Source organism: Micromonospora sp. NPDC049230 (assembly GCF_040647875.1).
Taxonomy (GTDB): Bacteria; Actinomycetota; Actinomycetes; order Mycobacteriales; family Micromonosporaceae; genus Micromonospora.
Map to the genome: position 1 here is coordinate 78,676 of NZ_JBEZCZ010000032.1, position 13,854 is coordinate 92,529.

Annotated in this window: 10 protein-coding genes and 1 pseudogene; 9 read left to right on the forward strand and 2 right to left on the reverse strand. The window is 73.9% G+C overall.

The annotated features are described in order from the left end of the window. Positions 1-1,197 precede the first annotated feature (1,197 nt). The 6 genes and pseudogenes from AB0A95_RS24455 (at position 1,198) to AB0A95_RS24480 (ending at position 7,955) form a co-directional block, all read left to right on the forward strand. Complete coding sequence (locus AB0A95_RS24455; protein ID WP_357558099.1) at positions 1,198-2,853, forward strand: hypothetical protein; 1,656 nt, start codon at positions 1,198-1,200, stop codon at positions 2,851-2,853. Positions 2,854-2,876: 23 nt separating this feature from the next. Next, positions 2,877-3,851, forward strand: a complete 975-nt coding sequence (locus tag AB0A95_RS24460) for an alpha/beta hydrolase (RefSeq protein ID WP_357558088.1) — start codon at positions 2,877-2,879, stop codon at positions 3,849-3,851. 5 nt (positions 3,852-3,856) lie between these two features. Further along, the gene (locus AB0A95_RS24465) at positions 3,857-4,702 is read left to right on the forward strand and encodes a DUF3152 domain-containing protein (RefSeq protein WP_357558089.1); all 846 of its coding nucleotides are present in this window, start codon (positions 3,857-3,859) and stop codon (positions 4,700-4,702) included. 92 nt (positions 4,703-4,794) lie between these two features. Continuing rightward, positions 4,795-5,619, forward strand: a complete 825-nt coding sequence (locus tag AB0A95_RS24470; protein WP_357558090.1) for a DUF3152 domain-containing protein — start codon at positions 4,795-4,797, stop codon at positions 5,617-5,619. Between the two features lie 56 nt (positions 5,620-5,675). Next, positions 5,676-6,924: pseudogene (moeZ, locus tag AB0A95_RS24475) on the forward strand (adenylyltransferase/sulfurtransferase MoeZ). A 203-nt stretch (positions 6,925-7,127) separates the two neighbouring features. After that, positions 7,128-7,955, forward strand: coding sequence for a prenyltransferase/squalene oxidase repeat-containing protein (locus tag AB0A95_RS24480; RefSeq protein WP_357558100.1), 828 nt, complete (start codon positions 7,128-7,130; stop codon positions 7,953-7,955). A 43-nt stretch (positions 7,956-7,998) separates the two neighbouring features. Here AB0A95_RS24480 and AB0A95_RS24485 read toward each other — a convergent pair whose 3' ends face one another. Together AB0A95_RS24485 and proB are read right to left on the reverse strand one after the other, a co-directional pair. Next, positions 7,999-9,240, reverse strand: a complete 1,242-nt coding sequence (locus AB0A95_RS24485; RefSeq protein ID WP_357558091.1) for a glutamate-5-semialdehyde dehydrogenase — start codon at positions 9,238-9,240, stop codon at positions 7,999-8,001. A gap of 90 nt (positions 9,241-9,330) precedes the next feature. After that, positions 9,331-10,488, reverse strand: a complete 1,158-nt coding sequence (gene proB, locus AB0A95_RS24490) for a glutamate 5-kinase (RefSeq protein WP_357558092.1) — start codon at positions 10,486-10,488, stop codon at positions 9,331-9,333. Between the two features lie 13 nt (positions 10,489-10,501). Here proB and AB0A95_RS24495 point away from each other — a divergent pair, with 13 nt between their 5' ends. Genes AB0A95_RS24495 through AB0A95_RS24505 form a run of 3 tightly spaced genes read left to right on the forward strand, consistent with a single transcriptional unit; the run spans position 10,502 to position 13,736 of the window. Beyond that, positions 10,502-10,816 (forward strand): MGMT family protein, encoded by a 315-nt coding sequence (locus AB0A95_RS24495; protein ID WP_357558093.1) that lies wholly within the window; start codon positions 10,502-10,504, stop codon positions 10,814-10,816. A gap of 32 nt (positions 10,817-10,848) precedes the next feature. Continuing rightward, positions 10,849-12,267: an MFS transporter gene (locus AB0A95_RS24500; RefSeq protein WP_357558094.1), complete on the forward strand. Its 1,419-nt coding sequence runs from the start codon at positions 10,849-10,851 to the stop codon at positions 12,265-12,267. Further along, entirely contained in the window at positions 12,264-13,736 is a 1,473-nt protein-coding gene (locus AB0A95_RS24505) for an aminotransferase class V-fold PLP-dependent enzyme (protein WP_357558095.1), read from the forward strand. The genes AB0A95_RS24500 and AB0A95_RS24505 overlap by 4 nt, the downstream gene beginning before the upstream one ends. The last annotated feature ends 118 nt before the right edge of the window (positions 13,737-13,854 follow it).

The following is a 13,854-nucleotide window of genomic DNA, read 5'->3' on the forward strand; positions in this document are numbered from 1 at the left end:
CCCGGCCTGCCGACCTCGGCGCCGCCGGCCGTCCAGGTGCCGCCCGTCGGCACCGCCGCGTCGGGGTTCGAGGTGCCGCCCGGCTTTCGCGCGCCCACCACCGAGCGGCTGGCCGCCGACGACCCGCCCGCGCCACGCGACTGGCGGGACCCGCTCCCACCGGAGCAGTCAGCACCGGGCCGCACGCCCGGGCACGCCGACGTGACCGAGCCAGGTCGTGCCGCAGACACCTCCCGGCCAGCGGAAACGCAACGCGCCGGGGGAGAGCAGCGGGCCGGGGAATCGGCGGCCATCGAGCCGGACTGGTCGGGGCCGAGTTGGAACCGCCCGAGCTCAGGTGGCGGGTGGGCTCCGCCCTGGTCCCGCCAGGACGACGAGCCGGCTGCCCCCGCGTCCCGGGACGAGTCCACGCCGGGTTGGGTCGCCGAGCCCCACCAGCCGTACGAGCCGGTGCGCGCCGAGTCGCCTCGCCCGTACGAGCCGGTGCGTGCCGATCAGCCCCGCGGCTACGACCCCGTCCGGGGCGAGCCCGGCTCCGATTCCACGCCGGTGCGCCCCACCGAGCCGATCAGCTCGCCGCCGTCCGATCGCCCGTCCTGGGCCGCGCCGGCCGCCGTTCCACCCGCCGGTCGCCTGCCCCGGGCAGCGGACCCGTCCCCTACCAGCGGACCGCCGGTGTCCTCGGCGGACATGACACCACCGGCCGCCGAGCGCCCCTCCTGGGCCAGCGGCCCCACGCCGACCAGCGGCCCGCCGGCGGACCGCCCCTCCTGGGCCGGGTCCGAGGCATCCGGCGCGCCCCGAGCCGACCGCCCGTCCTGGGCCGGCGGGTCCGACCCCGGGCCCACCAGCGCCCCTCCGATGCGGCCGTCCTGGGCCGGGGAATCCGATCCGGCCAGCGCGCCGCCGGCACGCCCGTCCTGGGCTGCCGGGTCCGAGGCGGCGACCAACATTCCGTCGGTACGGCCGTCGTGGGCCGGCGGGTCCGACGCCGAGCCCACCAGTACGCCGCCGGCACTGTCACCCTGGGCCGGTGGGTCCGATCCGACGCCGACAGGCGTCCCCCCTGTGCTGCCGTCCTGGGCCGGACGGCCCGACCCGACGCCGACCAGCGCACCGCCGACGCGGCCCTCCTGGGTCTCCCGCGCCGCACCGGCCGACCCGCCGCCCCCGGCACCGGCGGGGTCACCTCCCACGCTGGCGGACGTGCCCCCGGCCCCGGCGGGCCCCCCGCCCCTGGTGGCGGAGCGCCCCTCCTGGGTCGGCGGTTCGCCGACGGCGAGCAGCCCGCGGGCCGAGCGGCCGGACTGGTCCGAGGGGCGGATCCCGGCCGCCCCGGCCGAGCGCCCGTCCTGGCCGGCCAGCCAGTCCACCGGCACGGGCGAGCCGCCCGGCCTGCCCCGGCCCGAGATCCGGCCGGCCGCACCGTTCCGGCTCCGACCGTCGACACCCGAGCCTCCCGTCGAACCACCCCGCTCGACCGCGCCGTCATCCGCCGATCCCGCGTCCTCCCCCTCCGCGGCGGCCCCGCCCTCCGCCTTGAGCGGGCGTCGGGATCGACCCGTGGGCGCTTCCACCTCGCCCTACGCGGCCCGCCGATCCGCCCCCGATCCGACGTCGTCGACCGAGCCGGCCGAGGACGGCCGACAACCAGACCCGAGGGCGGCGGTGCTGCCGCAGCGCGTCCCCGCGGAACCGGACGTGCCCGTCGTGCCGGAGCCGCCAGCCGTGGAGCCACCCGCCGAAACCCCGGAACTCGCCCGTATCGCCACCCACCTGCGCCGTGACGACGAACCAGCCCCGCTGCGGGAGCGACCCGAGGGGTTCGACGTCAACGCCATCCTGGACGCCGTTCGAGAGGTCGCCGGTGTCCGCGACGCGGCGCTGCGCCGTACCCCGGCTGGAGCGCACAGTCTGCGACTGGACCTGGCCGACGGCGCCGACCCGGCCGAGGTGAGCCGACAGGTGGCCCGGCTGCTCCAGGAGCGGATGGGGCTGGCCGCCGCCCCGCAGAACGTGCCCGGCCTGCCCACCACGCCACCCCCGCCGGTTCGCCGACGCCAGGCGGAGCCCCGACCCGCCGAGCCCCGACCCGCCGAGCGGCGTACGGCGGAGCCCCTGGGCGCGGCCCACCGCGACGCCGGTCCGGATCCACGCGCCGCCGACGTCCGGGCAGCCGAGCCGACGGCACCGGCCCACCCGTCGGGTGCCCCGACGGAGGCCACACCGGCCGGCTCGGAGCAGTCGACAGGCACGGACACCACACGACGCCGCCGACCGAACGCGCCGCACCGGGGTCGCGCCACTGTCGAAGAGCCGGGATCGGTGTCGGCCGCACCGGCCGGTGCCGCGACCGGCAGCCCGGCGACGCTCGGCACGTCGTACTCCGGTGGTCAGGTGACCACGACGGAGTCGGCGCCGTCCCGACCGCTGGACACCGGCGGCACGCCGGGGCCGCGGGTGGTGATCGACCACGTGCAGGTGAGCACCTTCGGTCTTGACGCGAACGTGGAGGTCCGGCTGCTGGCCGACGGCGACAGCGCCGCCGGGTACGCGACCGGGCCGGCGGTGGACGGCTACGTGCTGCGGCTCTGCGCGGTGGCGGCGGCCGCCGCTGTGGACGAGTTGCTGCGCGGGGCCGACAACGCCGAACGCGGGCGCTGTTTCGTCGAGCACGCGGCGGTGGTGCCCTTCGGCAACTGCGAGGTGGCCACGGTGGTGGTGCTGCTCGTCTGCGCGGGCTGGGTCGAGCAGCTCGCCGGCTCGGCGCTGGTCGCCGGTGATCCACGGCAGGCGGTGGTCCGGGCGACGCTGGCGGCGGTGAACCGTCGGCTGGAGGCCCTGCTGTCCTGAGTGGAACGGGGCAGACTGGAACGATGAGAAGCGCCACCCTCTGGCCGGACCACCTGCTCCCCGACCACCGGGTCCCGCCGCCGTGGCCGGGCCGGGAGGTCCGCCTCGACGGCCTTGTCACGTACGTGCGGGACACCCCGGCCACCGCCCCGGGCGCGGAACCGGCGTTGTACGTGCACGGCTTGGGCGGGTCGTCCCAGAACTGGACCGACCTGGCCGGGCTGCTCGCCGACCGGTTGGACGGTCAGGCCATCGACCTGCCCGGCTTCGGTCGCAGCGAGCCGGGTCCCCGCTACACCATTCCGGCCTTCGCGGATCTCGTCGTCCGCTGGATCGAGCACTCCGGCCGGGGCCCGGTGCACCTGTTCGGCAACTCGCTGGGCGGCGCGGTCGCGGTCCAGGTCGCCGGGCTCCGGCCGGACCTGGTCCGTACCCTCACCCTGATCTCACCGGCCCTGCCGTTTCTCGACTTCCGCCGCTCGTTGCAGGGGCGGATGCTGCCAGTGCTCGTCATCCCGCGCGGTGAGCGGCTGGTTGCCCGGCACCTCACCCAGCTCGCTCCCGAGGTGATGGCCCAGCAGGTGCTGGAGGCCTGCGTCGCGGACCTGAGCCGGATCTGCGACCAGCGCCGGGCCGAGGCGCTGGAGGAGATCCGGGTGCGGTACGAGGCGGAGCACTACGCCGCCGCGTACGTCCGGACGTTCCGTGGACTGGTCTCCAGCTTCCTGCGGGCGTACCTGCCGGGGCCGGGGTCGCTGTGGCGACTCGCCGAGGCGGTACGCGCACCGACCCTGGTGGTGGGTGGCCGGCAGGATCGTCTTGTCGACGTCCGGGTCGCGCCGCAGACCGCCCGGGTCATCCCGGACAGCCGGTTGATGATGCTCGACGGCGTCGGTCATGTGGCGCAGTTGGAGGTCCCCCGCCTGGTTGCCCGGGCGGTGGTCGGCCTGCTCGCCGAAACGGGGGACACCGCCGGACGGCCCGATCTGGCAGGCTGACGTGGATGCCCAGCTCAGCCCGCTCCTCCGCACGCCGTCGGCGACGGTTCGCGCTGCTCGCCCAACTGGTGGCGGTGGTGGTGGCGATCGGCGCGGCGGTGATCGTGATCGCCGAGGGGCCAGGTGGGAAGCCCGCTGCCGACTGGTTGGCCGCCGACGAGGTCGCCACGCCGGCGCCGCTGGTCGCCGCGCCGCCGTCGGACGGCCCGTCGCCCTCCGCCGCGTCCCCGTCCCCGTCTCCGGTGCTGCGGGCGCCCGGGCCGGTGCCGAGCGTCGGCACCGGCACATTCGGCTACGACGCCCGTTCCGGCCCGGTGCTGGGTCGCGCGGGTGAGCTGCGGCGTTACCGGGTCGCGGTGGAGTCGGGCAGCAACGAGGTCGTCGCGGACTTCGCGCAGGCGGTCCAGGTGGCGCTCACCGGGCCGGGCAGTTGGGTGGACAGCGGCAGCCTGCGGCTGCAACAGGTGCCGGGGGGCGCTCCGCGAGACTTCACCGTCTACCTGGCCACCGCCCGCACTGCGGGTCAGATGTGCGCCAGGGGTGGGGTGGACATCCGGGTCGACGGTCGGCCGTACACGTCCTGCCGTGCGCCCGGCCAGGTGATCATCAACCTGGATCGGTGGCGGCTGTCCGTGCCGCACCTCGTCTCGGCCCGCGTGCCGCTGGACGTCTACCGGACGTACGTGGTCAACCACGAGGTCGGTCACCAACTCGGGCACCGGCACGAGCGCTGCCCGGGCGCGGGCCGGCCCGCACCGGTGATGATGCAGCAGACGCTCTTCCTCAACGGGTGCCGGGTCAACCCGTGGCCGTACCTCAATGGGCGCCGCTACGCGGGCCCGGCCCTCTGAGCGAGCGGCCGACCGGCGTACACCATCAAGCGTCTTGCGTTAATAACGGCAAAAACGGAGATATGCCCGAATAATCTGGCAGGCTCGACATCATGACGCCGTCGTCCCCTTACGGCCCGTCCCTGCCGCCGCCCGACCGGCCGGCGGACGAGGGCGCGCGTCCCACGCTCGTCCGGATGCGCCGGCGGCGACGCCGCACCCTGCTGCTCGGCGTGCTCGTGCTCGCCGTCGGCATCGGGGTGACAGCGAACCGGGGTGGGGATCCGCCACCCGAGCCTCCCGTCACCATCACCCAGGGCGAGATGGGCCACGGAGGTGGGGGGCTCGCGCACCCGACGCCCACCAGCTACCCCTCGGTCGGAGCGGGACGCTTCACCGTGGCCGACGGCGAGACGGCAGTGCGGGGTACGGACGGGCCGCTGCGTCGCTACCGCGTGGTGGTCGAGCGTGGCGCCGGCCAGGACGCCGACGCGTTCGCCGCCAAGGTGGACGAGGTGCTGACCGACAAGCGCAGTTGGATCGCCTCCGACGAGCTGCGGGTGCAACGGGTGGCCGACGCCGGGGCGGCGGACTTCACCATCTACCTGGCCACCCCTGTCACGTCCGAGCGGATGTGCGCAGTGGGCGGGTTGACCACCGAGCGCTACACCTCCTGCCGCCTGCCCGGCCGGGTCATCATCAACCTGGCCCGCTGGATGGAGGCGGTCCCCGACTACGGTGCCCCGCTGGACACCTACCGCACCTACGTGATCAACCACGAGGTGGGCCACGAGTTCGGCGAGGAGCACGAGGCCTGCCCCGGCCCGGGGGAGCCCGCCCCGGTGATGCAACAGCAGACGTACGGCCTGCACGGCTGCGTCGCCAACGCCTGGCCATACCTCGACGGGCGTCGCTACGCGGGTGACATCGTCCCCTGATCGGGCGGATCGTCGGTTATTCCCGCTCCCGCATCGCGGACCACGTGTCGTCCCTCATGGCCGAGCGGGGCTTCCGCGAGCGACAATGGCGCGGTTCACACCGCCGATCCCGGGGAGTCCACCGTGTCGTTGCCCCCGCTCGTCGAGCCCGCCGCCGAGCTGACAGTTGACGAGATCCGCCGCTACTCACGCCATCTGATCATCCCGGACGTCGGGGTGACCGGGCAGAAGCGGCTGAAGAACGCCCGGGTGCTCTGCGTCGGCGCTGGCGGCCTCGGGTCGCCCGCCCTCATGTACCTTGCCGCGGCCGGAGTCGGCACACTCGGCATCATCGACTTCGACACCGTCGACGAGTCCAACCTCCAGCGCCAGATCATCCACGGCGTGTCCGACATCGGCCGGTCCAAGGCCGAGTCCGCCGCCGCGTCGATCCGCGAGATCAACCCCCTGGTCCAGGTGGAGATCCACAACACCGCACTCGACAGGGAGAACGTCCGGGAGATCTTCGCCCAGTACGACCTGATCGTCGACGGCACCGACAACTTCGCCACCCGCTACATGGTCAACGACGCGGCGGTGCTGCTCGGCAAGCCGTACGTCTGGGGCTCGATCTACCGTTTCGACGGCCAGGCGTCGGTGTTCTGGGCCGAGCACGGCCCCTGCTACCGCTGCCTCTACCCGGAGCCGCCGCCGCCCGGCATGGTCCCGTCCTGCGCCGAGGGCGGCGTGCTCGGCGTGCTCTGCGCGTCGATCGGCTCCATCCAGGTGAACGAGGCGATCAAGCTGCTGACCGGCATCGGTGAGCCGCTTGTCGGTCGGCTGATGGTCTACGACGCCCTGGAGATGGAATACCGCAAGATCAAGGTCCGGAAGGACCCGAACTGCGCGCTCTGCGGCGACAACCCGAGCGTCACCGACCTGCTGGAAGACTACGAGGACTTCTGCGGCGCGGTCTCCGAGGAGGCCCAGGAGGCGACGCTCGACGCGACAATCACCGCGTCGGAGCTCAAGGAATGGCAGGACGCGGGCAAGGACATCTTCCTTGTCGACGTACGGGAGCCGGCCGAGTACGAGATCGTCCGCATCCCCGGTTCCACGCTGATCCCCAAGGGCGACATCATCTCCGGCGAGGCGCTGGCGAAGCTGCCGCAGGACAAGCAGATCGTGCTGCACTGCAAGTCCGGCGTCCGCTCGGCGGAGGCGCTCGCCGCCGTCAAGGCTGCCGGTTTCAAGGACGCCGTGCACGTACAGGGCGGCGTGCTCTCCTGGATCAAGCAGATCGACCCGTCCCTGCCCGCGTACTGACCGGCGACCGCCGGGGCGGCGCACACCGCGCCGCCCCGGCGTGGTCCGGCTCGGCTGGCCCGGGCCGTCGTCCCGGGCGGCTGGCGAATCGACGCAGGTGATGCCGAGTAGCCCGCCGGTCGGAGCGACGCAGTCATTCCGGGCTGGCCGATTCTCCGAGGCGGCATCGCGTCTGCGCAGGTAGCGTCTCCGTCGTGGTCGACATGGAAGCCGCGATCGGGTTCGTCGTGGCGCACGGAGACGCGGTGGAGCGTGCCCGCCTCTCCTGGCTCCGCAACGGCACAGCCGTGCCCGTCGAGCTGCTGGAGATCGCCGAGGTCGGCCAGTCACCCGACGGCGGCTGGCCGGCCACCTGGGGCGGCGGAGTCGCCTCGATCGATGCCACCTGCTTCCGGCTCGCCGAGTTGGACGACCTGGGCGCGCTCGGCCGTCCGGCCGCTCGCCGCGCGCTCGACTGGTTGGCGTCCCGGCAGCAGCCCGACGGTGGCTGGGACGAGGACGCGTCGCTTGCCGACTCGGCTCCGGAGTGGGCCCGGCCCGGCGATCCGGAGGCTGGCTTCCTCCAGTCGGCCAACGCCGGTTTCTGGCTCACCGTCGCCGGTCTGGACGCCCGCGCCTCGGGTCCACTCGACCATCGGGTCGGTGGGGCGTACGCCGGGGTGGTGCAGGCGGCGGCCCACTCGCTCGCCGCGCGGCTGCGGCCGGACGGCAGTTGGCCGTCGTTCCTCGCCGCCGGTTGGCTGAGCGCGGCGGTGCTGCACCGGCAGGACATGTTCCAGGAGTCGGCGCGGATGCAGGTGGTGCTCGCCGAACGGATGCCGAAGATGTCCCCGGGCAACGTGGCGTGGCTGGCGGCCACGCTGCGTCGCGCCGGCATCGACCCACAGGACTGGATCATGGTGCGGGCGTTGCGCCGGTTGACCGAGACCCAGCGCAGCGACGGCGGCTGGGAGAGCGACGACGGCCACCAGTTCGACGTACACGCCACGCTGTCCGTGATCCGAGCAGCCCGCCCCAGCCCACAAGCCTGAACAGACCCCGCGCCCCGACGCGGGGGCGCGGGGCGGGGCGAATTTAGCGTAGGTGGCCTTCTCCGGTTACTACGTACTTTGTGCTGGTCAGCTCGGGTAGGCCCATCGGGCCACGGGCGTGCAGTTTCTGGGTGGAGATGCCGATCTCCGCGCCGAACCCGAACTCGCCGCCGTCGGTGAAGCGGGTCGAAGCGTTCACCATCACCGCGGCCGAGTCCACCCGCGCGACGAATTCGCGGGCCGCGCTCGCGGAGTCGGTGAGGATGGCCTCGGTGTGCCCGGTGCCGAAGCGGCGGATGTGCGCGACTGCCGCGTCCAGCGAGTCGACCACCGCGACCGAGATGTCGGCGGACAGGTATTCGGTGGCGTAGTCCTCCTCGGTGGCCGGGACCACGGCGGGGGAGTACGCGGCGACCTCGGGGGAGCCGTGCACCGTCACCCCGGCGTCGGCGAACGCGGCGAGCATCGGCGGCAGGAACGCGTCGGCGACGCCCGCGTGCACCAGCAGCGACTCGGCGGTGTTGCAGACGGACAGGCGCTGCGTCTTGGCGTTCAGCGTCACCGCGAGGGCCTTCGCCACATCTGCGGCGGCGTCCACGTAGACGTGGCAGTTGCCCACCCCGGTCTCGATCACCGGCACTGTCGACTCCTCGACCACGGTGCGGATCAGGGACGCGCCACCGCGCGGGATGAGCACGTCGACAAGCCCCCGGGCGCGCATCAGCTCCTTGACCGAGTCGCGGGAGCTGGCGTCGAGCAGTTGCACCGCGTCGGCCGGGAGCCCGGCGCCGGCGATCGCGTCGCGCAGCACAGCGACAAGCGCGGCGTTGGAGTGCGCGGCCGAGGAGGACCCGCGCAGCAGCGCGGCGTTACCGGATTTCAGGCAGATGCCGGCGGCGTCCACCGTCACGTTCGGCCGCGCCTCGTAGATGATGCCGACCACACCGAACGGCACCCGGATCTGGCGCAGCTCCAGCCCGTTGGGCAGTGTGGAACCGCGGACCACCTCGCCGACCGGGTCGGGTAGCGCGGCCATCTGGCGCAGCGCGTCGGCGATGCCGGCCACCCGAGCCGCGTCGAGGGCGAGCCGGTCCAGCACGGCCGCGCTCAGCCCGGCCTCCCGGCCGGCCGCCAGGTCCGTCTCGTTCGCGGCCAGGATCTCCGGGGTACGCGCCACCAGCGCGTCGGCCATCGCCGCCAGCGCGGCGTCCTTCACCGTACGGGTGGCGGTGGCCAGGTCGGCTGCGGCGTCCCGGGCCCGTCGGGCCTGCTCGTTCACGCTCATGCCGGCACTCCGCTACGCCCCGCGCCGCCCGGAGACACCACTGCCCCGAGTTGATGATTGGCTCGCTGGCGCTCACTCATGGATAGCTCCTCACAGCAGGACGAGGTCGTCGCGGTGGACGACCTCTCGTTCGTACGCCGGGCCCAGGGCCGCGGCGAGCTCCGAGGTGGACCGGCCGAGCAGCCCCGGCAACTCCACAGCGTCGTAGTTGACAAGCCCGCGGGCGACCGACGCGCCGGCGTTGTCGACGAGGTCCACCGGGTCGCCCGCCGTGAAGGTGCCGTCGACGGCGGTGATGCCGGCCGGCAGCAGCGACTTGCGCCGCCCGACGACGGCGGCCACCGCGCCCGGGTCGAGGTGCAGCCGTCCCCGGGGCGAGGTGGCGTGCGCCAGCCAGAACAGCCGGGCCGTCGGGCGTTGCCGCTGCGGATGGAACAGGGTGCCGACCGGGTCGCCGGCCAGTGCCCGCGTGGCCAGGTCAGCGGCGGTGAGCACCACCGGGATGCCGAAGCCGGTGGCGATCCGGGCGGCCTCGACCTTGGTCACCATGCCGCCGGTGCCGACGCCGGACCGGCCGGCCCCGCCGATGGTGACCCCGGTGAGGTCCGCGTCGTCGCGGACCTCGGTGATCCGGGTCGAGTGCGGGTTGGCCGGGTCGCCGGTCCAGAGCGCGTCCACGTCGGAGAGGAGCACCAGCAGGTCGGCGTGCACCAGTGCGGCCACCAGGGCGGCCAGCCGGTCGTTGTCGCCGAACCGGATCTCCTGGGTGGCGACGGTGTCGTTCTCGTTGACGATCGGCACCGCGCCCAGGTCGAGCAGCTTGCGCAGCGTTCGGTACGCGTTGCGGTAGTGCGCCCGTCGGGTCACGTCGTCGACGGTGAGCAGCACCTGCCCGACGGTGCGGCCGTGCCGGGCGAAGCTTGCCGCGTACCGGCCGATCAGGAGGCCCTGCCCGACGCTGGCGGCGGCCTGCTGGGTGGCCAGGTCGCGCGGGCGTCGGGGCAGCCCGAGCGGGGCGAGGCCGGCGGCGATCGCGCCGGAGGAGACAAGCACCACCTCGCGTCCCTCGCCGGTCAGCCGGCCGAGGGTGTCGACGAGCGTGTCGACGCGCTCGTCGGCCAGCCCGCCGGTGGCGGTGGTCAACGAGGAGGATCCGATCTTGACGACGACCCGTCGGGCCGTCGTGACTGCGTCGCGCACCCGCCCATTCTGCGTGGTCACGGGAGCACCGCCCGGCGGCGTTCCCATATGGTGGCGGATTGTGACTCCTGACGAGTACGTCGAGGCGGTGCTCGACCTGGTCGAGCGGATCCCGGAGGGCCGGGTGATGTCCTACGGAGCGGTGGCCGACGCGCTCGCCGAGCGCTCGGGTCGCGCCTCGGCGCGGCTGGTGGGCAACATCATGGCCCGGCACGGCGGCTCGGTGCCCTGGCACCGGGTGGTGACCGCCGCCGGCCGGCTGCCGCCGGGGCACGAGCGGGAGGCGCGGGCCCGACTGCGCGCCGAGGGGGCGCCACTGCGCGGCGAGGGCGTGGACATCGCGGCGGCCGGTTGGTCGCCGCAGGAGGGGATGTGACCTCCACCTCAACGTGAGTAATATTCGGCCCCATGAAAACGCCGCCGGGTGTCGGCTCGCTGCCTCGACGAGTGCACGCCGGATACGCGCTCGGCTCCCTGGCCACCGGTGCGTTCGGCACAGTGCCCGGTCTGCTGCTGCTGCCCTACCTGACCGACACGCTCGGTGTGGCCGCCGGGCTGGCCGCCCTGCTGGTGCTGCTCCCCAAGGCGTGGGACGTGCTCGTCAACCCGGTCGCCGGGCGGATCTCCGACCGCACCCGGTCGCCCTGGGGTGCCCGTCGGCCGTACCTGCTCGTCGGCGGCCTCGCGCTCGCCGTCCTGTTCGCGTCGATCTTCGCGGCGCCGTTCGGCAACCGGTCGGCCGCCGCCGCGTACGTGGCGTTCGCCTTCCTGCTCACCGCCACCGCGTTCGCCTTCTTCCAGGTGCCGTACGTGGCGATGCCGGCGGAGCTGACCGACGACTACGCCGAGCGCACCCGGTTGATGACCTGGCGGATCGCGGTGCTGGCGCTGGCCATCCTGGTCTCCGGCGCGATCGCCCCGCTGGTGGTGACCGCCGGCGGTGACGGCGTGGCCGGGCACCGGTGGATGGGGCTTTTCGTGGCGGTGCTGATCGCCCTCGGTGCCCTCGGCGCGTTCCTCGGCACCCGGTCCGCGCCCACCGGCACTGTGGGTGACAGCGAGCCGACCCTGCGCGCCCAACTCGCCGTGGCCGGCGCCAACCGCCCGTTCCGGGCGCTGCTGATCTGCTTCGTGGTGCAGTCCGCCGGGGTGGCCACGATCCTGGCCGGGGTCAACTACTTCGCGGCGCAGATCCTGCGCGACGAGCAGAGCGGGCCGACCCTGCTCTTCGTCTGCTTCGTCGGGCCGGCGCTGCTGGTGATGCCGCTCTGGACCCGGGTCGGTGCCCGGCTGGGCAAGCGCACCGCGCTGGTGATCGGCTCGCTGCTCCTCGCCGCCGGTGCGCTGGCACTGGTCGCCGCGCCGGTGCTGCCCCCGGTCGCGGTCTACCTGGTGGTGGCGGCGATCGGCGTCGGGTACGCCGGACAGCAGGTCTTCGCGCTGGCGATGCTGCCGGACTGCATCGCGTACGACACGGCACGCACCGGTCGACGGCAGGCGGGTGTCTTCACCGGCCTGTGGACCGCCGGGGAGACCCTCGGCCTGGCGCTCGGGCCGGGCATCTACGGGCTGGTGCTCCAACTCGGCGGCTACGTCTCCTCCGACACCGGCTCGGCAGCCGTCCAGTCCGACACGGCGAGACTCGGCGTCCTCCTCGGCTTCACGCTGATCCCAGCCCTACTGCTAGCCCCACCCGTCCTGCTCCTGCGCCACTACACAGTGACCCCCGACACCCTGTCCGCCCCGAAGGACGGCGGGGTCGAGCAAGGAGTTGTGCCGGGGGAAGAAGCCGTTGAGGGTTACGAGAAGGGCACCATAACTCCATGATCGACGAGAGCAGGGTCTTGCCTTCCGGGGTTGCCGCTGACGTCGCGCTCTCCGAGGTGCGCCAGTTGCGCGCCGGGGACCGACCGACCCACGGGGGGCAACTGTTCGCGTACGTCTACGACTCGGCGGTGTCGGGGCTGGACGAGCTGGCTGCCGCCGCCCACCGGGAGAGCGCGCACGTCAACGGGCTCGACCCGACCGCCTTCCCCTCACTGCTGGCCATGGAGAACGCGCTCGTCGGCGCCGCCGGCCGAGTGCTCGGCGCCGGTCCGGGCAGCACCGCCCCGGACGTCGTCGGCAGCGTCACCAGCGGCGGCACCGAGTCGCTGATCCTCGCCGTCAAGACGGCCCGGGACGCGCACCCGGAGATCACCGCACCCCGGTTGGTGGTGCCGTCGACAGCGCACGCGGCGTTCGCCAAGGCGGCGCACTACCTGCGGGTGGCGCTGGACGTCGTGCCGGTGTCCCCGGACACGCTGCGCCCCGACCCGGCCGCGATGGCCGCGGCGATCCGCCCGGAGACGGTGCTTGTCGCGTGCTCCGCGCCGTCGTACGCGCACGGCGTGGTGGACCCGGTCGCCGAGATCGCCGCCGTGGCGGCCGACGCCGGGGTGCGCTGCCACGTGGACGCCTGCTTCGGCGGCTGGACCCTGCCCTACCTGCGCCGCCTCGGCGAGCCGGTGCCGGCGTTCGACTTCGCCGTCGCCGGGGTCACGTCCATCTCGGTGGACCTGCACAAGTACGCGTACGCGCCGAAGGGGGTGTCGGTGCTGCTGCACCGCGACGCCCGACTGCGCGCCCCGCAGTACTTCGCGTTCGCCGACTGGCCCGGCTACACGATGATCAACCCGGTGATCGCGTCCACCCGGTCGGGCGGGCCGATCGCCGCCGCGTACGCGACAGTGCGGCACCTCGGCGACGACGGCTACCTGCGGCTGGCCGCCCGCACCCGGGATGCGGTCGCCGGCCTCGCCGACGCGGTCCGCGCGGTCGACGGGCTGCGGCTGATGGCCGAGCCCGAGTCCACAGTGGTCTGCTTCACCGCCAGCGAGGGCGGCCCCGACCTGTTCGTGCTCGTCGACGAGCTGACCGCGCGTGGCTGGCACACCCAACCCCAGCTGTCGTACGCCGGTCTGCCGGCCAGCGTGCACCTCACGGTGACCGCCTCGGTCGCGCCCCGGGTGGCAGAGTTCGGCCCGGACCTGGCCGCCGCGGTGTCCGCCGCGCGTCAGGCCGGTCCGGTGGCCCTCCCGCCCGAGTTGGTGGCGTTGGCGACGTCGCTGACGCCGGACGCGCTCACGCCGGAACTGGTCGCCGGGCTCGCCGGTGGGCTCGGACTCGGTGGTGGGGACGCGCCGACGCCGGACCGGATGGCGCTGGTGAACACGCTGCTGGACGCCGCCCCGCCGGCGCTGCGGGAGCGGCTGCTCGTCGAGTTCGTCGGGCTGCTGCAACGTCCCACCTGGTGACCGGAGCCCGGCCGCGTCGTACAGCCGAGGCACGCACGCCTCACAGCACCAGGTTGAGGAGCACGGTGAGCACCACCGAGGCGACGATCGAGAAGAGGATCATCAGGAGGCAGCCGAC